This window comes from Bartonella sp. TT110JLCBS, assembly GCF_042193405.1.
Taxonomy (GTDB): domain Bacteria; phylum Pseudomonadota; class Alphaproteobacteria; order Rhizobiales; family Rhizobiaceae; genus Bartonella.
The window spans coordinates 15,621-33,889 of record NZ_JBHILT010000019.1 but is presented as its reverse complement, the minus strand read 5'-3'; the positions used below and the strand labels follow the sequence as shown (position 1 = coordinate 33,889).

The following is an 18,269-nucleotide window of genomic DNA, read 5'->3' as shown; positions in this document are numbered from 1 at the left end:
TATCTGTTAATTCTAAGACCAGTAAAATAAAAACAACTTCATAAGCATAATCACCAACTTTGGAAATAAAGAGAGAGCAAAAAAGAGCTAATGGACTCTTTTTTAAAAATAAATTCATACCAACCATCCGATATTAAACTTTTCTACAGTTAAAGTTACACTTCCTTCGATACAATTGGTGATATGAACTTCAGAAGAGTCTTTTATTCTAATAAATCGCTTAATAAATTAAGTGAAAATTTTTAAAGAAATACTCCTCTTGATATAAGCATTTACTCTAATATCAAGTAATATATTAATTTTTCTTGCTTATTTGCTTTAAAAAAAGAAAGAATGTAAAAATTATGAGATCACAATCTTCCATATTATTACATTGACCTCCACCCCACGTCTCAAAGAATGAAAATTCCCAACCAGCACTAGTCTACAATCCCACGTCAAAAAGCAACTTTCCCCACAAAATAAAGCTTACACCCACCCACGCCTCAAACGACAGCACGTCATCAGGCTCAACAAATCAAGCTCTATCTTCTGATAGCCGCCATCCATCACACATCTCTTTGCAACACCCGCCTTACCCACACTCTCCTCTTATCCATGCGCACTCTCTTCATCCTCCATTCCTCCTTTTTCTCTCCCGTCACACACTTAACAACTTAACAGCACTCTTCCTCTAAACTTCCATTCACGAAGACACTTCCCCCCAATCCTCGCACCACATTCCACGCCCCCAAAAGCCCAAAGTGACCAAAAACACGCACAATATATAAACCACAAATCCCCCACTTCACTTTACAGATTCACATTTTTACGTTTTTACATCATTACAGAACAAAGCCAACGAAAAGTTCACCACCCCGCACAGCTCTATAAACAATAGTCTATAAACGAACTCAGCTTTTTGCCTAGTACCCCTTACAGTCTTCAGACGCCCCCTCTCAAAAGAAAATGTTTCATCAGACCAGACAAGATAAGCCCAGCCAAAAATATTCACCACACACTCTAAAAAACACCTAAATGTGGAAATTGATATACTTGATATCATCCCCCCTCCAAATAACGCCGTTTTATAGCATATTGATTTTTCTTGCCAATCTTCTGAAACTACTTTATTACTTAAAGGGTGAGTTTGGTCGTATACGCGACGATCAATAGGGAACTGAAAGCCCGAAACCTCGATACATAAGAATGAACCCACTTTTGTGGGTGTCCCGGGATTCCGGGAGATTTTGCTATGTCCAGGTGCGATGAGCACTAAAAGCAAAATGCTGATTCGAGGTCAGTGCTTTCAGGCTCCCGGAATACCAATGCGAGGGCGCTCGCAACCGGAGGGGGGGCTTGAAGTGCCAACTAAAAATCCACATTTTATCGACATTTTGATAGGCAAAAGAATCCGTCATAGACGCATTTCCATGGGACTTTCCCAAAAAGAATTAGGAAGCCATTTAGGTGTCAGTTTCCAACAAATCCAAAAATACGAAAAAGGCTCAAACCGTGTAAGTGCCAAATGTTTACTAGAAATCGCCCAAAAACTAGAAGTTCCCGTAAACTTTTTTTATGCCGATATTGCCACAAAAGAAGATCTTTCAACAAAAGAAACTCTCTTACACCACAATCAAGAAACCTATAGCGAAAAAGAACACACCCTTTTGAAAAATTTTAGAGAACTCCAGCCGAAAAAACAAAAAGCAATCTTGTGGTTGATTTCTGATTAAGCAAAAGCGCAACGATCAACATTATTCCATTCATATCCCCCTTAAGTCAAATTCAGATCAGCTCCCCACACCCCTTCAAAAAGCAATGTTTTACGGCGGATAAACGGCATTTCTCTTTAACGCTTTTACGCATAAAGCAATAAAGCAATCCCGCTTGTGACTTCACTTATAACATTGCAAGAAAATAGTTTTCACAACAATCAGAAGTAAAAGAATCCTACGATATTCGAAAACGCTGATTTAACATGCAAAAACACCGACCACTCCCTTTGCTTTGCGATAAAACACCGCTGTTTCATCGTGAATTTTTCTAAATCAGCACGCCTCAAAGAGCGGTGTTATCGCATAATAGGATTATCACCGCCCTTTATAGCGTGAATTTTTCCACACTTAATCTTCAGGCAAAAATTCCAACCGATCTCCTTGTTTTGTAATTTTCACCGTTGTTTCATCGTGAATTTTTCCAAATAAGATATTTTCCGCCAGTGGGTCTTGAATTTCTTTTTGGATAATCCGTTTAAGCGGACGCGCACCATAGAGCGGATCATAGCCTTTATCGGCAAGAAATTTTCTCACCTCTGGCTCGATTTGCAAAGTTATTTTGCGTTCATTGAGCAAATTTTGCAAATGTTCTATCTGAATATCGACGATCGCTTCCATATCGTGACGTTGCAGCCTTTGAAAGAGAATAATCTCATCAATACGGTTTAAAAACTCCGGACGGAAAGCCGCTTTCACAACATTCATAACATCATTTTTTGCCTGCTCAACGGTTTGCCCTTCAGGCAAAGCAGTTAAAAATTCAGCACCAAGATTAGAAGTCATAATCAGCAAGGTATTGCGAAAATCGACGGTACGTCCTTGACTATCGGTCAAACGTCCCTCATCCAACACTTGCAACAAGAGATTAAAGATATCCGGATGTGCTTTTTCAATTTCGTCGAATAGAATGACTTGGTAAGGTCTTCTACGTACAGCTTCGGTCAGCACCCCACCCTCTTCATATCCAACATATCCAGGTGGCGCCCCAATCAGCCGCGCCCCAGCATGTTTTTCCATATATTCCGACATATCGATGCGCAACATGGCATTGGAGTCTTGGAAAAGAAAAGCAGCAAGTGCTTTGGTTAATTCGGTTTTTCCCACACCAGTAGGACCCAAAAACATGAAAGAGCCAAGCGGACGATTAGGATCTTGCAACCCCGCACGCGCACGGCGTACAGCGCGAGAAACAGCTTGAACAGCCTCTCCCTGCCCAATCACCCGTTTGCTAATTTCATCTTCCATCCGCAACAGCGCCTCCCGTTCTGCCTCCAGCATTCGATCAACAGGAATACCAGTCCAGCGCGAAACAATCCGTGCCACATGTTCAGCAGTGACCGTCTCTTCGACGAGATGATTTTGTTGGTCATCATTTTCCGCAATGCTCAATTGTTTTTCGAGTTCAGGGATAACGCTATAAGCAAGCTCTCCAGCGCGTTGGAATTGTCCATCACGCTGTGCAATAGCCAAAGCATTACGGGCTTCTTCGAGTTGTTTTTTCAAATCAGCAGCATGCCCTAATTTTTGTTTCTCAGCCTGCCAAGCACTTGTCATCTCAGCGGACTGTTGTTCCAATGTTTTGAGTTCCTCCTGCACATTTTCCAAACGTTCTTTTGCTGTTGGCTCGACATCTGTTTTCAAAGCTTCCCGTTCGATCTTCAACTGTAAAATACGCCGATCAACAGCATCGAGTTCTTCCGGCTTTGAATCGACCTGCATCCGCAACCGTGCCGCCGCTTCATCGATAAGGTCAATAGCTTTATCCGGCAAGAAGCGATCCGTAATATAGCGGTTAGACAAACGCGCCGCCGCAATCAAAGCACTATCAGCCAAGCGCACTTTGTGATGTTGTTCATATTTTTCCTTAATACCGCGCAAGATAGAAATAGTATCCTCCAAAGAGGGTTCCGGTACAAAGACAGGTTGAAAGCGTCGTGCCAGAGCAGCATCTTTTTCGACATATTTTCGATATTCATCGAGCGTAGTAGCCCCCACACAATGGAGCTCTCCGCGTGCAAGAGCAGGTTTTAACAAGTTAGAAGCATCCATAGGCCCATCGGATTTTCCAGCCCCAACGAGATTATGCAATTCATCGATAAACAAAATGATCTGCCCATTTTCAGCTTGCACCTCTGCCAACACCGCTTTGAGGCGCTCTTCAAATTCCCCACGATATTTTGCACCAGCGATAAGCGCTCCCATATCCAACGCATGAAGCTGTTTATCCCGCAAAGTTTCAGGCACATCGCCATTAACAATGCGCAATGCCAACCCTTCCACAATAGCTGTTTTTCCCACCCCTGGCTCACCGATCAACACAGGATTATTTTTGGTCCGCCGTGAAAGCACCTGAATAGTGCGGCGGATTTCCTCTTCCCGCCCAATCACAGGGTCAAGTTTTCCTTCACGGGCATCTTTTGTGAGATCACGGGCATATTTTTGCAAAGCATCATATTGGCTTTCGGCATGGGGGCTTGTTGCTGTTTTTCCTTTCCGCAAATCATTAATAGCCTCATTAAGCGCTAGCGCTTTCAACCCTCCGTTTGTAAGAATATCAGCGGTTTTTGCGGTCTTTTCCATGATCAGCGCTTGCAACACACGCTCAATGGTCACAAATTGATCACCGGCTTTTTTCGCCAAATCTTCCGCCATGTTAAAGACTTTTGCCAACGGCTGAGAGAGATAGAGCTGTCCATTCCCCCCTTGCACTTTAGGCAAAGCATCAAGTGCTTCGTTAAGCGCCTTTCGAATAAGAGTAAGATCACCACCCGCTTTTTGGATCAGTGATGCTGCCAATCCTTGAGAATCGTCTAACAACACTTTCAACAGATGCTCCGGCAAAAACTGCTGATGATCAGAAGCAAGGGCACCACTTTGTGCTGATTGTAAAAAACCCTGCACGCGTTCGCTATATTTTTCCAAATTCATTTTTTTTCCTTAAATCTCAAGCCACCACAGCACTTTAAATTCCCCCAACATTCCACAAAAGAGACATCTTCAAAGGACAGCTCACCCCCCACAAAACACCGCAAATGATGCCGCATGAAGAAGAACCGTAGTGCTAAAAAGAATATGGGTTTTTACACGCCTCATAGCAAGAGGGAGAAAAAAATACGCTATCAATTTAAACAAAAACCGCAACTCCCCTATACGCCCCACCATCACCAACCCCACCAGCCCAGCCTCCCCACCAGCCCAACCCCAACCGACCTAGCCCCACTATTACAGTCTCTTCACCCCCAATGCTCCCATCGATGTCAGACAAAAGCCCAACATGACAAAAACACGCACAAAACATAGCCCCCCCACCTTTCTCACAAACACATTTTTACGCTTTTGCATCTTTACAGAACGAAGCCAACGAAAGGCTTACCACCCCACACCGCTCGATAAACACTGTTCTGTAAAAGAACCCAGCTTTTTGCCTAGTACCCCCCTTACAGTCTTCAGACTCCCCTCTTCAAACGACAGCACTTCATCAGGCTCAACAAATCAAGCTCTATCTCCTTAAATCACCATCCCTTCACGCATCTCTTTGCACCACCGCCTTACCAACACTCTCCTCCTATCCATGCGCACTCTCTCCATTCTCCCTTCCCGTTTTGCTCTCCCGTCACACACTCACAACTTAACAGCACTCTTCCTCCCAACTTCCATTCACAGACTCTTTCCCTCATTTATCTCGCCACATTTCTCACCATGACAAAAACACGCACCACACATAGCCCCCCACTCCTTTCTCACAAACACATTTTTACGCTTTTACATCTTTACAGAAGGCGACCAAAGTAAAGGTTCACCACCCCGCGCACCACTTTGTAAACACTGTTCTGTAAACAATCCAACTTCTTATCTCAAAGGCCCCCTACTGATCACTTCGTATAGTTATCACCCACCCCACAAACGAGACTGTTTCATTAGACTAGACAGATAAGTCCAGCCTAAAACATTTATCACACACTCTAAAAAACGCCTAAATGTGGATATTGATATGCTGATATCACACCCCTCCAAATAGCGCCGTTTTATGGCATAACAGAATAGAAAATTTTTGATTGTTCTTGCCAATCTTCTGAAATTACTTTATCACTTAAAGTGTCATTTTGATCGTCTACGCAGCGATCAACAGGGAAAACAGGCCCTAAACCCTAGCGTACAATTGAGCCTACTCTTGTGGGTTTCCCGGAATTCCGGGAGTTTTTTGCTATGTCCAGGTGCGTTTCCGCACTAAAAGCAAAAAGCTGACTAGGGTTCAGTACTTGTTACTCCCGGAATACCAATGCGAGGGCGCTCGCAACCGGAGGGGAGCTTGAAGTGCCAACCAAAAATCCAAATTTTATCGACATTTCTGATTAAGCAAAAGACGCGATTTATAATCCATATTTCGCACTTTTTTAAAAAGTACCCAATCATATAGTCTCTTTGAGATTATTTTGATTGTTCTTGCCAATCTTCTGAAATTACTTTATCACTTAAAGTGTAATTTTGATCGTCCACGCAACGATCAATAGGGAAGACAAGCCCTAAGTCCGAGCGTACAATTGAACCCACTCTTGTGGGTATCCCGGGATTCCGGGAGATTTTGCTATGTCCAAGTGCTTTAAGCACTAAAAGCAAAATGCTGACTCGGACTCAGTACTTGTTACTCCCGGAATACCAATGCGAGGGCGCTCGCAACCGGAGGGGGGCTTGAAGTGCCAACTAAAAATCCAAATTTTATCGACATTCTGATAGGCAAAAGAATCCGCCACAGACGCATTTCAATGAGCCTTTCCCAAAAAGAATTAGGAAGCCATTTAGGTGTCAGTTTCCAACAAATCCAAAAATACGAAAAAGGCTTAAATCGTGTAAGCGTAGGATGTTTACTCAAAATCGCCCAAAAACTGGAAGTTCCCATAAGCTTTTTTTATGCAGACATTGCTACAAAAGAAGATATCTCAACAAAAGAAAATACCCCACACCACAATCAAGAAACCTATAGCGAAAAAGAACACACCCTTTTAAAAAACTTTAGAGACCTCCAGCCAAAAAAACAAAAAGCAATCTTGTGGTTGATTTCTGATTAGGAAAAAGAGCAACAATTAACATACCCCCGCCTAAAGTTTCCCATACCTGATATCACCATACCTCCAAGAGTGATGTTTTATGGCATATAAGATAATTCACACTATAGCTTGTTTTCTGTTTCCATTATTGCTTCAAGCCAAGCTGATTGAGGATTAGCAGCTGGGGTTTAAAGTTTGACTATTCGTAGCAAAGCGGAGTTAAACAAAAATGACATTATCGCTCAAAACCATGCCCCCCTATTGAGTTTACGAGACAGTGGAACCGTGTCAAGAAAGCAAAGCCCCGAAAAAAAACAAAAATATGAGCGGTTAAGTAAAAATCAAAGATTAAACCTATAACGTCAAAAAAGCTGCTCTATGTTGGATTATCTCCACGTCCTCTAAATCTCAGAAAAATGATTTAAAACATTTGTTTTATTGATGAGCCAATCATTGAGAACGAATAATAGACAAAGAACGGTTCACCAATATCCTGATAGCCAATAAACAGAATAATCCACTCAATCCAGAAAGAAGGAACAATTTTCCAGCCGAAGTGTGACCTAAAACAAACGCTCCAACAAAGGGCGCCACCAACATCGCTAAATTTTGTATAGACTGCACCCATCCGGAAGCCACCCCAATCTGTTCATTGAAATTGCTTACCAGATAAACATTAGAAGATATGGAAAAGTAAGCACTAACCATTCCAATAAGAAAAAAACAAAGCAACAAAGTCTCAATACGGAGTAAATCAAAGTAAAAAAAGCACACTGAGATCAAGACAAAACCAATCATTGTTGACATTGCCGGCATTAACAACTCCGATATTTTGCCTGTAAGGGGTTTATGCTTTGATTGTTTCACACGCCAAAACCCATAGAGAAAATTACCAATCGCTGAAGCAGATACCAGCATTCCAAGAGTCTGTTTATTCATTTTCATTGTGCTGAGAATAACGGGCAACTGATTATTCACCATAAAGACCATAGCAAAATAAATGAATATTACCCCCACATAGGCATACCAAGTTGTCCCATAAAGCCTCTGCTGTGCTTGCGTGGTATTCGCTGTTTTTATCATGAGTGACGAGACAGATTGTGCACCAATAAAACAAAACACGATAAAGCCTAGCAATGTCAAAAAACCAGAAAATAATAAAGTATAGGTATCTGATAAAAGTACAGACAGAGCACTCCCCAAAGCAGGTCCTATCATCTTCGCCATGCTATTGATCATGTTAAGCACAGAATAATAACGAATCCGTCCGTGTTCAGGCACAGAATTTGCACTAAGAACGGAAATTGCAGGCATGGCTAGACTGTTGAATGTCGCAACTGCCAGTATAATAAATCCTTGCAGACTCGTCGCCAGCAATAAACCGACAGTACATAGCGCCCGTAACAGCAGTGACGCCCGCAACCAATGGATCATAGAACGGTGGACTTACCAACATTCCAATTGGCTTAGACAGAACGATACCAGGGAATAATGTTGCCGCTCCAATAAAAGCGACATCATATTGATTAGCTTTCCAAGTGAACACAGATACGGTCAAAATCACGATATAATCAATCCAGCCCCCAAATGACACCATACCATTACCCAGCAAAAGCACCAACAAGCGATTTTTTATTGCCCCACCTCTTTGCACCAAAACACGCGCCCTTCTTTTTCGTTAGCAATACTGATTGAACTATCAATTTTTCCTCACACCCTAAAAGCACCAACAACTTTCACGCAACAAAGCACTATCGACCTTCCTGTAACAAGGCAATTTATAATTATCCATGGAAACCACTGGGGATAAGTCTTAGATATGTATTAACACTTCCACCATTGATTGAACTTAATCTGCGTCTTTGCGAATGACGACAATAACCAAGCCGTTAATCCAGCTCTTGAATCCATTGATATAGGATAATCCCGCGCCTCCCCTTCAGTTCCCACACAAAAAAAACGCTCTGAGCGTCCTCTTCTCAAGAGGAAGCCCCCTTTTATTCTTCTTCATCACTTACTTGTGGAGGAGGTGGTAAAATATAAGAGCCTGAAAGCCAACGATTAAGATCAATGGCTCGACACCGTGTGGAACAAAAAGGATATGAAGATTTTTGTGACATTTGACCACAAATAGGACAAGGATGCGGAGGACGGGTCTCTTTTTGCAAATTTAGCTCTTTTTGTTCTTGGCGCACCTTTGTCTTCTGCTCGTTCATTAACTTTTCTTCTGTTGCTTTTTTTTCATTTTTGTTTTTCTCTTTTTGTTGCTTTTCACCTTGCATTGATCTTGCCTTACAGTTTTTCTAATGCGTTTCTTCAGCCCAGTGCGTAAAAAGTGGATAGTGATAAGCGGTCAAGAGATCGGCTGTTTCAGCCAAAGGCAATCCCACAACATTAGAATAAGACCCCGTGATATGGACAACAAAAGCCCCTGCTTTTCCTTGGATAGCATAGCCACCCGCTTTCCCTTGCCATTCTCCTGAAGCAAGGTAAGCCTTCATCATGGCAGAGGTTAAGCGTCTAAAACGAACACGACTTTCAACCAATTTTACGGTTATTTTTCCATGTTCATTGAGCGCACAAATAGCGCCATAGACCTTATGCGAACGCCCAGAAAGGTATCGTAAACATTCATAAGCCTCATCCTCGCTTTCTGGTTTAGGGAGAATTGTTCGCCCAACAGCCACCACCATATCAGCCGCCAAGATAATCATTTTCTGTCTAGGTAATTTTTCTTGACCATTCTGCAACTCGTCTTGACCATTCTGACTGTACCAGCGCAAAATCTCTTGGGCTTTCAGCGCTTTTTCTTTTGCCAAACGTTTAGCAAGCTTTGCAGGATGTTCTTTTAATTTTGGTGTTTCATCAATATCACTTGCATAAACCTGCTGCGGATCAATCCCTATTTGTGCCAAGAGCGCTAAACGCCTTGGCGAAGCGGAGGCAAGCACCAAATGAATTTCTTCTGTAAGAGTATCTGCCAAACGTTTTTCCCCCCACTCTCTTATATGTTTCATTTCCACCCCTTCACAATTGACTTCCCTCTCACCCCCCTTTTTAAGCACCCCCTTTTACGCAGCCCCCTTTTAAGCGCCCCCCTTTTACGCGACCCCCTTTAAGCGCCCCCTTTTACGCACCATTAATCTCCTTATCTTTTTTCCGCATTGATTTTACAGTTTTTCAAGGACCTTCAAATACTTCCCTTTTTTCACTCATGAAAAGCAAACTAAAAAACTGTTAAAAAATAATAGAAATAATATGATAGCTTTTAGAAAAAAGTGCAAGCCACCCACGAGGCTACTTATAGCGATATGTAATACGCCCTTTTGTCAAATCATAAGGTGTCATTTCCACCATGATTTTATCACCGGCCAACACCCGTATACGATTTTTCCGCATTCTACCAGCGGTATGGGCAATAATTTCATGATCATTTTCCAGTTTCACACGAAACATCGCGTTAGGTAAGAGTTCAGTAACGATACCAGAAAATTCTAAAACTTCTTCTTTTGACATAAACAAACATTTCCTTTACAGTGCACATATTTTGTTAAGCTGCGCGTTATTTCCAGCGTTCATACCCTATTTTCTTAAGTTTGTGAATAAAAATTCCACAAAAAGGGAAAGGTTTTTCAAGTTTACTCTCCCATGCTTTCAAAAAGCGCCACCCCACACCTTAAGGATCCAAACTTTTTCTCCACCAATTTTACGCACTAATTCCCTTCAATTTTTATGATAATCTTGGTTTTAGTATGACAAGAAATTACGCTAATTTTTTCCCCTAAAGCATTTTCCCAACACCTCTGCCTAATCCCTCCACAACTTACGAACAATCCTCCTCCCTCCAACTTTTCCTCACCTTCCACACCTTAAACATGCACCCTTCAGATAAACACCACTCCCTCACGCCAGAAGCCCCTCCTTTTCTCAAAAACCTTCTCCATTCTTCACACACCATTCACAACATGCTTCACCGCCCCACACTCCACACTCCACACTCTACGCATTTCCCATACAACCTCCCCCATTTTTCCTCTCTTCACACACTTCATCTAAGCCACTCTTTCCATTTTATGTTGTTCTTCCTACCTTTGAAAACACGATCGCTATACATTGCGTATCATTCACCACAACGCCCCTAACAACATAAAGCCTTTTCCTTTTTTGCACATTTCTGTTTTCACGCTTTTACAGATTCACAGAATAAAACCAAATGAAACTTCCACCCCACACCATTCTATAAACAATAGTATTAACCCAGCTTCTTGCCTAGCCAATCTCCCTCAAGCACTTCAGATCCCCCCTCAAACGAGATTATTTCATCAAACACGACAAAAAAATCCAGCCTAAAATATTCATCACACTCTAAAAAAACACCTTGATAAATTGATATGCCTGATATCACCACCCCTATAAGCTCCCCTTCTAATCATGATTTCGGAGCCGCGTGAGAGGGACAAAACAAGCCGTTAAGTTCTTGGGTCAAGGACGCCGTTAGGCGCCATGTAATGGTCTCCTTGACCTTAAGAACCTAGGATTGTTAGTCCCCTCATTAAACGCGGGTCTGATCTCATGATTTTGGTGAGCATTCCGGAGAGTTTGAGAGGCGGAAAGCCTCTCATTAAAAAATAAAGTTTATAAATAAAAACTATTTTTATTTGCCAATCTTCTGAAATTACTTTATCACTTAAAGTGTAAGTTTGGTCGTATACGCAACGACCAATAGGGAACTGAAAACCCGAAGACTTGACACATGAATTTATCCCGCATTGCGGGTATCCCGGAATTCCGGGAGATTTTGCTATGTCCAGGTGCGTTTCCGCACTAAAAGCAAAAAGCTGAGTCAAGTCAGTGTTTTCAGACTCCCGGAATACCAATGCGAGGGCGCTCGCAACCGGAGGGGGGTGTAAAGTGCAAACCAAAAATCCAAATTTTATCGATATTCTGATAGGCAAAAGAATTCGTCAAAGAAGAATTGCCATGGGACTTTCCCAAAAAGAATTAGGAAGCTATTTAGGTGTCAGTTTCCAACAAATCCAAAAATATGAAAAAGGCTTCAATCGTGTAAGCGCAGGGTGTTTACTCAAAATCGCCCAAAAACTGGATGTTCCCATAAGCTTTTTTTATACAGACATTGTGACAAAAGAAGATGTCTCAGTAGAAAAAAATGCCGCACACTATGATCAAGAAACATACAGCGAAAAAGAACATTCACTTTTGAAAAATTTTAGAGAGCTCCAGCCGAAAAAACAAAAAGCAATCTTGTGGCTGATTTCTGATTAAGCAAAAGAGTAACAATTAATATTATTCCATTCATATACCCCCTTAAGTCAAATTCAAACCAGCACTCCACACCCCTCCAAATCACGCCATTTTATGGGATATTGATTTTTCTTGCCAATCTCCTGAAATTACTTTATGAATTGGCCTGTGTTTTTTGGTCGTCTACGCAGCGGTCAATAAGGAGTTGGATTCCTTAAAACTTAACACATAAACAATTATGGCTATCCCGGAAATTCCGGGGGCTTTTGTTATGTCCAAGTGCTTTAAGCACTAAAAACAAGAGACTGTTTAAGTTCAGTGAATCCAACCTCCCGGAATACCAATGCGAGGGCGCTCGCAACCGGAGGGGGGCTTGAAGTGCAAACCAAAAATCAAAATTTTATCGACATTCTGATAGGCAAAAGAATTCGTCAAAGAAGAATTGCCATGGGACTTTCCCAAAAAGAATTAGGAAACTATTTAGGTGTCAGTTTCCAACAAATCCAAAAATATGAAAAAGGCTTCAATCGTGTAAGCGCAGGGTGTTTACTCAAAATCGCCCAAAAACTGGATGTTCCCATAAGCTTTTTTTATACAGACATTGTGACAAAAGAAGATGTCTCAGTAGAAAAAAATGCCGCACACTATGATCAAGAAACATACAGCGAAAAAGAACATTCACTTTTGAAAAATTTTAGAGAGCTCCAGCCGAAAAAACAAAAAGCAATCTTATGGTTGATTTCTGATTAAGCAAAAGCGCACACAAAGCATAAATTCTCCGCATCATTTTACGGACATACGTTTTTATTTTACGGATCAACGTTTTGATGCTTCTCCACATTTACAGAAAGCAGCCAAACGAAACTTTCAAATTCCCCCCGCATCACTTTGTAAACATAGGTTTGTCAACAATACAGCTTCTTACTCTAGCCAATTCCCCTGCGGATTTCAGATCACGACACCACAAAGGATAATGTTGCATCAAACGCGACAGATACCTCCTATTTTAAAATATTCTTGCCCCTTCACCACCCTAAAGTAAGATCACGCAAAGCACCGGTCAATCCCACTTCAAAAACAACTTTCCCCACACCCTCTCTCCTCAACACCCCCACCTCTTCATTCAAGCGTCCCCCCCTTCATAAGACTCTTCATCCCCACCCCCTCTTTCCTCTCTCGTCAACACACCCACCTCTTCATCCCCCCCAATCTTCTCTCCACATTCCATGCCATGATAAAATCATACACCACGCATAAAGTCCCAGCTTCCTTTTTTACACATTTCCGTTTTTACGCTTTTGCATATTTACAGAAAGCAGAAAATCTGTAAAAAATGCATTACACAATAACGTTTTCAACAACTGTCATTAAAATCTCACCTCCCTTTTCATCTAAATCCCCCTATTTTCACTTAAATCATAGATATAAACCGCCCTATTATCGTATTGAGCAGCATAAAATTTTTCGACAAATTCTAGCGATCAAAAGAGTGCATAAGAAGCATTTTACGACTTTTAAAAGAATTTTTATTTACACCCAGTGCTTTTTTGTAACGTAGAAGAGCACATTTAATTAATTGACTATAAGAAAGTTTGAAATGAGAGAAGCTTTTCGTTTTTCTCGTTCAACATCCACAACGATAACTCCTTCTTATAAATCAATTTTTTTCGTAATACAAAACGTGCCAAAAGGAATATACTTATGTTGCATATTCACGCGCTTGTTTTAAAGAAAGATCTCTCAACGCTCCATCACACCCATTTTGCAAAACGCTACCCGTAAAGGAATGGTAAGCTCCCATGAAGGATATAAAATCCATTCAGCCCCCCCCTATCTTTACGCTTATGGAAAAACAAGTTTACGCTTATAGAAGAACAAGCCGGCATCATCACAAAAACTCTGCCAGCTCCCAATGTTGCAGACAGCCTTCGGTTCAAGAGACACTTCATTAAAGGCATGCCTTTCTTGTACAGTTTTGACCCACATGGCTCACTCACTTATGATGTATAAGCCAAGTAATTTTAATTGATTTAATATGAGAGAGCTGGTGATGAGAAATTTTATTATATTCAGCAACGCGCTTCACGGTAAAAAAATGGTTATTTATTATTATAAATCAATATATTAATAAAGAAGAGAGTCATCATCAAGACGCTTACCTTTTTCTAAAAAAGGCTTCACACTGAAAGAAAACATCTAAAACTTAGATAAAAAAAAGGTTTGCCTCTAATAAACAAACCTCTGCAGAAAATTATTCACATAACTTTCAAAATTTTAAATTAATCCCTCTAGAAGCAATAAAAACGCTTTAGAAGCACCAAAATGAATACAATTACTTATCTAACACAATATTAAGAAAAATCAAGAACAAAATTTTTTATAGTTAATACCCCTAAAAAACGAGGCTTCCTACCCCACGCAGCTCAACAATCTGTTTTTTTCTACAAACGCCTCCGACCAATCAATTCCTTCATCTCTCTCAAAAGACAGCATAAAAGGTGCACAGTACAAGTCTTCGCTAAAAAAAACATCAATCGCCAGCGCTGATAAAAACCAGCATTGTTATAAAAGATCAGATTATCGAACATCTTTCTGAAATGTCTTCGCAATAAATAAAAAAGAAGCGGATTTTTAAATATTCCGCCTCTTTAACCATAAAAATTACGATGAGGGATTATTAAACAAATTCGAAACTATGAAGGGAACCAACTTGATAACAACTCATACCTTACAGGATCATCGGCACACTGTCCACCACCACATTCCAGTATGGTAGAAATCAAATTTGCTGCAATCAAAAACACAAATAAGAAACTTGCCGCTTTACTCAAGACTGGAAAAGGAGAAAATTCTTTGAACTTATGTGCCAATTCGCCTAAAATCATGACAAATGAGACAGCAAAGATACAAAGGACAGAAATAATGAAAGCCCAAGTATAAAAATGTAATCCAAAGAACGTTGAACCATATCCTAAGTCATCGGGAGTGATATGCAAAAACACTTGGCGTGCTGCCACAGCACTGGTTACCATACAACCGATAATAACCATACCATAATGGGTATTTTTCACCTTATGGTGAATATTAAGCAAGAACCCACAACCAGCCAGCATCAATCCAACGCGCTGTAGCAAACAAAGGGGACAAGGTAACTCAAACTTTACCAATTGATAATAAAAAGCCACCACCAAGACAACGGATAACCCAAAGAGTCCTAGCGTATTCATAAAGATGACGAAGTGAGGATTTTTTTGTTCAACATGTTCCATGGCTATTCTCTCAAAAAGATAAATTTAAAGTAGAAGTTGCGTGATGATTGAAAGTGAGAAGAATGACAACGAATAAAATTGCCCACAAAGCATAACTTATATTTTTTTTACCACACATAGTCGTTACTGCAGTACCTAAAGCGATTAAAAATGGAAGAAACATAGCTTTTACATCTCCTTATACATCCGTTGTTTAACTTTTATTTATTTCAGCGTTCACCATATTACAAAATTGGGCAAAAAAGAGACCATAGATTTATTATTCACAATTCGTCATTCAGGATTGATATTGCATTATATTTAAGTAAAAAACGAAGAACGATATAATCGCTAAGAAACAGATCTCAACAAAAGCGTTAAAAGCACAAAAGCGTTGATTATAGGCTTCCCCTTATATCAGCCATTGTTAAAGATATATCGACAATTATAAAGATTATATCCCCTATAAAGATTATATCCCCCCACTCACAAAAGAATCACTTGAACAACAAAATAAATAGGCTTTGAAATCGAGATATATATCTCTTTATTTCTCAAAAGAATATCCTCACTTTTCAGCGCATTTTTGACATAAAAATCTCTTTCTCTCCTAAGCAATGTTTCAAATTGCAACAGATTTTATATCATATGGTGATCTTATTTAGATTAGCAAATAAAAAGTAAGATATTTAAAAAAAACTTATAATCAATGGCTTTTCCCCAATGTATTTTTCCCTCTTATCTTATAATAAACGACAATACCGCAGCTCAACAGCCTCATGGGTCCCACACCACCCCTTAACACCTCTCCTCAAAATTCATCCCCCTCCCCCTGACAAGAAGTGTTTCATGCCTTCAACACTTTAGTTTTTCATCTTTTGGTCTCCCCCTTTAAATTTTTAGCTTTCCATCTTATTTGCAAAATAACTGTTTCTCTGTCATCAATTGGCTTTGCAAAAAGAATATAAAACTTTAAAAAAATAATGATAAAGAATCGCATTGCACCTTTGAAAAGGATAGAGAATGATGAAAAAATCATGTGATGTCGCGATTTTAATGGGGAGCCAATCAGATTGGCAAACGATGTGCCATAGTGCAGATATTTTGACGAATCTTGGTATTTCTCATAGTTCGCATATTGTCTCAGCACACCGAACTCCTGAACGCCTTTATCAATTTGCCAAAGAAGCCAAAGAAGCAGGGTTTAAAGTTTTAATTGCCGGTGCGGGGGGTGCTGCGCATCTTCCAGGTATGTTAGCAGCCCTTACTCCTCTTCCTGTTTTTGGCGTTCCAGTGCATTCTCATTCTCTTTCTGGTCAAGATTCTTTGCTTTCAATTGTGCAAATGCCAGCAGGGATACCCGTCGGCACATTAGCAATTGGCAAAGCAGGCGCAATTAATGCAGCGCTTTTAGCCGCAGCCGTTATGGCCGTTTATGACCATGATCTCGCCCAACGATTAGAAGATTGGCGTCAACAACAAACAGCCAATGTCGCCCAAACGCCTGTAACGGAGGTTTAAAATGGCACCGTTTTCCAACACCCCCTCATCGAGCGCCACTCCCTCCAACGCCACTCCATCCTCCAACACCACTCCATCCAACGCCACTCTCTCCTCCAACACCACTCCCTCCACCATGTTACCTCCAGGAAGCGTCATTGGTTTAATCGGGGGCGGACAATTAGCACGGATGCTCGCCATAGCGGCCGCAGAATTAGGATTTCGAACCGTTATTTTTTGCCCTGAAGCCGATTGCCCAGCCGCTCAAACAGCAAACAACCATATTGTTTCCTCCTATGACGATACATCAGCTTTAGATCATTTTATTTCTCAGTGTGATGTTGTCAGCTATGAATTTGAAAATCTTTCGCTTCAAACGGTTCAATATGTAGAAAAGAGTAAGCCTGTTTATCCTTCTTCCAAAGCATTAGAGATCACGCAAGATCGACTTTTTGAGAAGCAATTTTTGCGTGATCAAGGGATTGGCACCGCGTCATGGCACGCGATTGACAATTCTTCTTCTCTTCTTTCCGCTCTTGATGCCTTAGGCGGACGTGGTCTTTTAAAGACGCGTCGTTTTGGTTATGACGGCAAAAACCAGATCAAGCTAGACCACCCCAATGAAAAAACCCTTGACGAAGCCTTTAGGACATTTCAGGAACAGCCTTGTATTTTGGAAGAAATAGTTCCTTTTTTATCGGAAATTTCGGTTCTCTCGGCCCGCACAAAACAAGGGGAACATATTTTTTATGATTGCCCTGAAAACCAACACAAAAATGGAATTCTTCATAAATCCTTTGTTCCATCACATATTCCACTTGACGTGCAAAAAGCAGCTCAAGAAATCAGCGTAACAGTCATGAATGCCCTCGATTATGTTGGTGTTCTTTGTATTGAACTTTTTGTCTTAACGAATGGTCACCTTTTAGTGAATGAATTAGCACCGCGTGTCCATAATTCTGGTCATTGGACACAAAAGGCATGCATAACTTCACAATTTGAACAGCATATCCGTGCTATTTGCGGACTTCCCTTAGGCAGTCCCTATCGCCATAGCGATTGCCAAATGACCAATCTTCTTGGTAACAATTTTAGCACGTTAAAATATTTTCTAAAGCAAGAGCACACCTCGATCCATTTATATGGCAAAAGCACTATTCACCCCCACCGCAAAATGGGGCACGTCATCCAATTACTGGGACCATCGAACAAATCTTAAGCCCACATATATACAAATGCTTTTTCACACTTTTCCCCCAATGAACTGAAAAAACAACTTCTCCCTTTTTACTTTCCAAACCACTTAACTTACATAAACATCTCATCTCCCTTCAAAAACAACCTCCCCCACACACCCCGATATTCATGCAGCACAACAAACACTCCCAACCCTTCAACTCCCCCTATCAAAGCTCTTTCCCCTCCTTTTCTCAAAAACATCCCCCCACGGACTAAAA

Annotated in this window: 16 protein-coding genes; 6 read left to right on the top strand and 10 right to left on the bottom strand. The window is 40.9% G+C overall.

Going from position 1 to position 18,269, the window contains the following annotated elements:
* Nucleotides 1-1,343: 1,343 nt before the first annotated feature.
* Complete coding sequence (locus ACFILW_RS07765; protein WP_375685476.1) at nucleotides 1,344-1,715, top strand: helix-turn-helix domain-containing protein; 372 nt, start codon at nucleotides 1,344-1,346, stop codon at nucleotides 1,713-1,715.
* A 390-nt stretch (nucleotides 1,716-2,105) separates the two neighbouring features.
* Here the strand turns inward: ACFILW_RS07765 and clpB are convergent, their stop codons facing one another.
* The 3 genes from clpB to ACFILW_RS07750 form a co-directional block, all read right to left on the bottom strand.
* Nucleotides 2,106-4,685: an ATP-dependent chaperone ClpB gene (gene clpB / locus ACFILW_RS07760; RefSeq protein ID WP_375685475.1), complete on the bottom strand. Its 2,580-nt coding sequence runs from the start codon at nucleotides 4,683-4,685 to the stop codon at nucleotides 2,106-2,108.
* Nucleotides 4,686-4,881: 196 nt separating this feature from the next.
* Nucleotides 4,882-5,055: a hypothetical protein gene (locus tag ACFILW_RS07755; RefSeq protein ID WP_375685474.1), complete on the bottom strand. Its 174-nt coding sequence runs from the start codon at nucleotides 5,053-5,055 to the stop codon at nucleotides 4,882-4,884.
* A 250-nt stretch (nucleotides 5,056-5,305) separates the two neighbouring features.
* The gene (locus tag ACFILW_RS07750) at nucleotides 5,306-5,434 is read right to left on the bottom strand and encodes a hypothetical protein (protein WP_273790827.1); all 129 of its coding nucleotides are present in this window, start codon (nucleotides 5,432-5,434) and stop codon (nucleotides 5,306-5,308) included.
* A 1,017-nt stretch (nucleotides 5,435-6,451) separates the two neighbouring features.
* Here ACFILW_RS07750 and ACFILW_RS07745 point away from each other — a divergent pair.
* Nucleotides 6,452-6,823, top strand: coding sequence for a helix-turn-helix domain-containing protein (locus tag ACFILW_RS07745; RefSeq protein ID WP_375685473.1), 372 nt, complete (start codon nucleotides 6,452-6,454; stop codon nucleotides 6,821-6,823).
* Nucleotides 6,824-7,252: 429 nt separating this feature from the next.
* Here the strand turns inward: ACFILW_RS07745 and ACFILW_RS07740 are convergent, their stop codons facing one another.
* The 5 genes from ACFILW_RS07740 to infA form a co-directional block, all read right to left on the bottom strand.
* Entirely contained in the window at nucleotides 7,253-8,236 is a 984-nt protein-coding gene (locus ACFILW_RS07740) for an MFS transporter (protein ID WP_375685472.1), read from the bottom strand.
* A gap of 390 nt (nucleotides 8,237-8,626) precedes the next feature.
* Nucleotides 8,627-8,785 (bottom strand): hypothetical protein, encoded by a 159-nt coding sequence (locus ACFILW_RS07735; RefSeq protein WP_375685471.1) that lies wholly within the window; start codon nucleotides 8,783-8,785, stop codon nucleotides 8,627-8,629.
* A 14-nt stretch (nucleotides 8,786-8,799) separates the two neighbouring features.
* Nucleotides 8,800-9,084: a DNA gyrase inhibitor YacG gene (gene yacG, locus ACFILW_RS07730; RefSeq protein WP_375685470.1), complete on the bottom strand. Its 285-nt coding sequence runs from the start codon at nucleotides 9,082-9,084 to the stop codon at nucleotides 8,800-8,802.
* A gap of 21 nt (nucleotides 9,085-9,105) precedes the next feature.
* Nucleotides 9,106-9,819, bottom strand: coding sequence for a Maf family nucleotide pyrophosphatase (locus tag ACFILW_RS07725; RefSeq protein WP_375685469.1), 714 nt, complete (start codon nucleotides 9,817-9,819; stop codon nucleotides 9,106-9,108).
* A gap of 280 nt (nucleotides 9,820-10,099) precedes the next feature.
* Nucleotides 10,100-10,318, bottom strand: coding sequence for a translation initiation factor IF-1 (infA, locus tag ACFILW_RS07720; RefSeq protein ID WP_004857577.1), 219 nt, complete (start codon nucleotides 10,316-10,318; stop codon nucleotides 10,100-10,102).
* Nucleotides 10,319-11,713: 1,395 nt separating this feature from the next.
* Between infA and ACFILW_RS07715 the strand changes: the two genes are divergently transcribed.
* Nucleotides 11,714-12,085 carry a helix-turn-helix domain-containing protein gene (locus ACFILW_RS07715; RefSeq protein WP_375685468.1) on the top strand — a complete coding sequence of 124 codons (372 nt, stop codon included), beginning with the start codon at nucleotides 11,714-11,716 and terminating at the stop codon, nucleotides 12,083-12,085.
* Between the two features lie 357 nt (nucleotides 12,086-12,442).
* On the top strand, nucleotides 12,443-12,814 hold the full coding sequence (locus ACFILW_RS07710) for a helix-turn-helix domain-containing protein (RefSeq protein ID WP_375685467.1): 372 nt from the start codon (nucleotides 12,443-12,445) through the stop codon (nucleotides 12,812-12,814).
* Between the two features lie 1,943 nt (nucleotides 12,815-14,757).
* Here the strand turns inward: ACFILW_RS07710 and ACFILW_RS07705 are convergent.
* A complete protein-coding gene (locus ACFILW_RS07705; protein WP_375622755.1) occupies nucleotides 14,758-15,333 on the bottom strand; it encodes a disulfide bond formation protein B in 576 nt (191 codons plus the stop codon).
* 10 nt (nucleotides 15,334-15,343) lie between these two features.
* Nucleotides 15,344-15,496 (bottom strand): DUF5993 family protein, encoded by a 153-nt coding sequence (locus tag ACFILW_RS07700; RefSeq protein ID WP_273790835.1) that lies wholly within the window; start codon nucleotides 15,494-15,496, stop codon nucleotides 15,344-15,346.
* An 839-nt stretch (nucleotides 15,497-16,335) separates the two neighbouring features.
* Between ACFILW_RS07700 and purE the strand changes: the two genes are divergently transcribed.
* Together purE and ACFILW_RS07690 are read left to right on the top strand one after the other, a co-directional pair.
* A complete protein-coding gene (gene purE, locus ACFILW_RS07695; RefSeq protein WP_375610656.1) occupies nucleotides 16,336-16,833 on the top strand; it encodes a 5-(carboxyamino)imidazole ribonucleotide mutase in 498 nt (165 codons plus the stop codon).
* Between the two features lies 1 nt (nucleotide 16,834).
* A complete protein-coding gene (locus ACFILW_RS07690) occupies nucleotides 16,835-18,031 on the top strand; it encodes a 5-(carboxyamino)imidazole ribonucleotide synthase (RefSeq protein ID WP_375685466.1) in 1,197 nt (398 codons plus the stop codon).
* Nucleotides 18,032-18,269: the final 238 nt, after the last annotated feature.

What these genes read in the sequence shown, in the direction of transcription:
- clpB (WP_375685475.1), bottom strand. Translation starts at nt 4,685, where the DNA reads ATGAATTTGGAAAAATATAGCGAACGCGTGCAGGGTTTTTTACAATCA.
- ACFILW_RS07755 (WP_375685474.1), bottom strand. Translation starts at nt 5,055, where the DNA reads ATGTTTTGTGCGTGTTTTTGTCATGTTGGGCTTTTGTCTGACATCGAT.
- ACFILW_RS07750 (WP_273790827.1), bottom strand. Translation starts at nt 5,434, where the DNA reads ATGAGGGAAAGAGTCTGTGAATGGAAGTTGGGAGGAAGAGTGCTGTTA.
- ACFILW_RS07740 (WP_375685472.1), bottom strand. Translation starts at nt 8,236, where the DNA reads ATGATCCATTGGTTGCGGGCGTCACTGCTGTTACGGGCGCTATGTACT.
- yacG (WP_375685470.1), bottom strand. Translation starts at nt 9,084, where the DNA reads ATGCAAGGTGAAAAGCAACAAAAAGAGAAAAACAAAAATGAAAAAAAA.
- ACFILW_RS07725 (WP_375685469.1), bottom strand. Translation starts at nt 9,819, where the DNA reads ATGAAACATATAAGAGAGTGGGGGGAAAAACGTTTGGCAGATACTCTT.
- infA (WP_004857577.1), bottom strand. Translation starts at nt 10,318, where the DNA reads ATGTCAAAAGAAGAAGTTTTAGAATTTTCTGGTATCGTTACTGAACTC.
- ACFILW_RS07705 (WP_375622755.1), bottom strand. Translation starts at nt 15,333, where the DNA reads ATGGAACATGTTGAACAAAAAAATCCTCACTTCGTCATCTTTATGAAT.
- ACFILW_RS07700 (WP_273790835.1), bottom strand. Translation starts at nt 15,496, where the DNA reads ATGTTTCTTCCATTTTTAATCGCTTTAGGTACTGCAGTAACGACTATG.
- purE (WP_375610656.1), top strand. Translation starts at nt 16,336, where the DNA reads ATGATGAAAAAATCATGTGATGTCGCGATTTTAATGGGGAGCCAATCA.
- ACFILW_RS07690 (WP_375685466.1), top strand. Translation starts at nt 16,835, where the DNA reads ATGGCACCGTTTTCCAACACCCCCTCATCGAGCGCCACTCCCTCCAAC.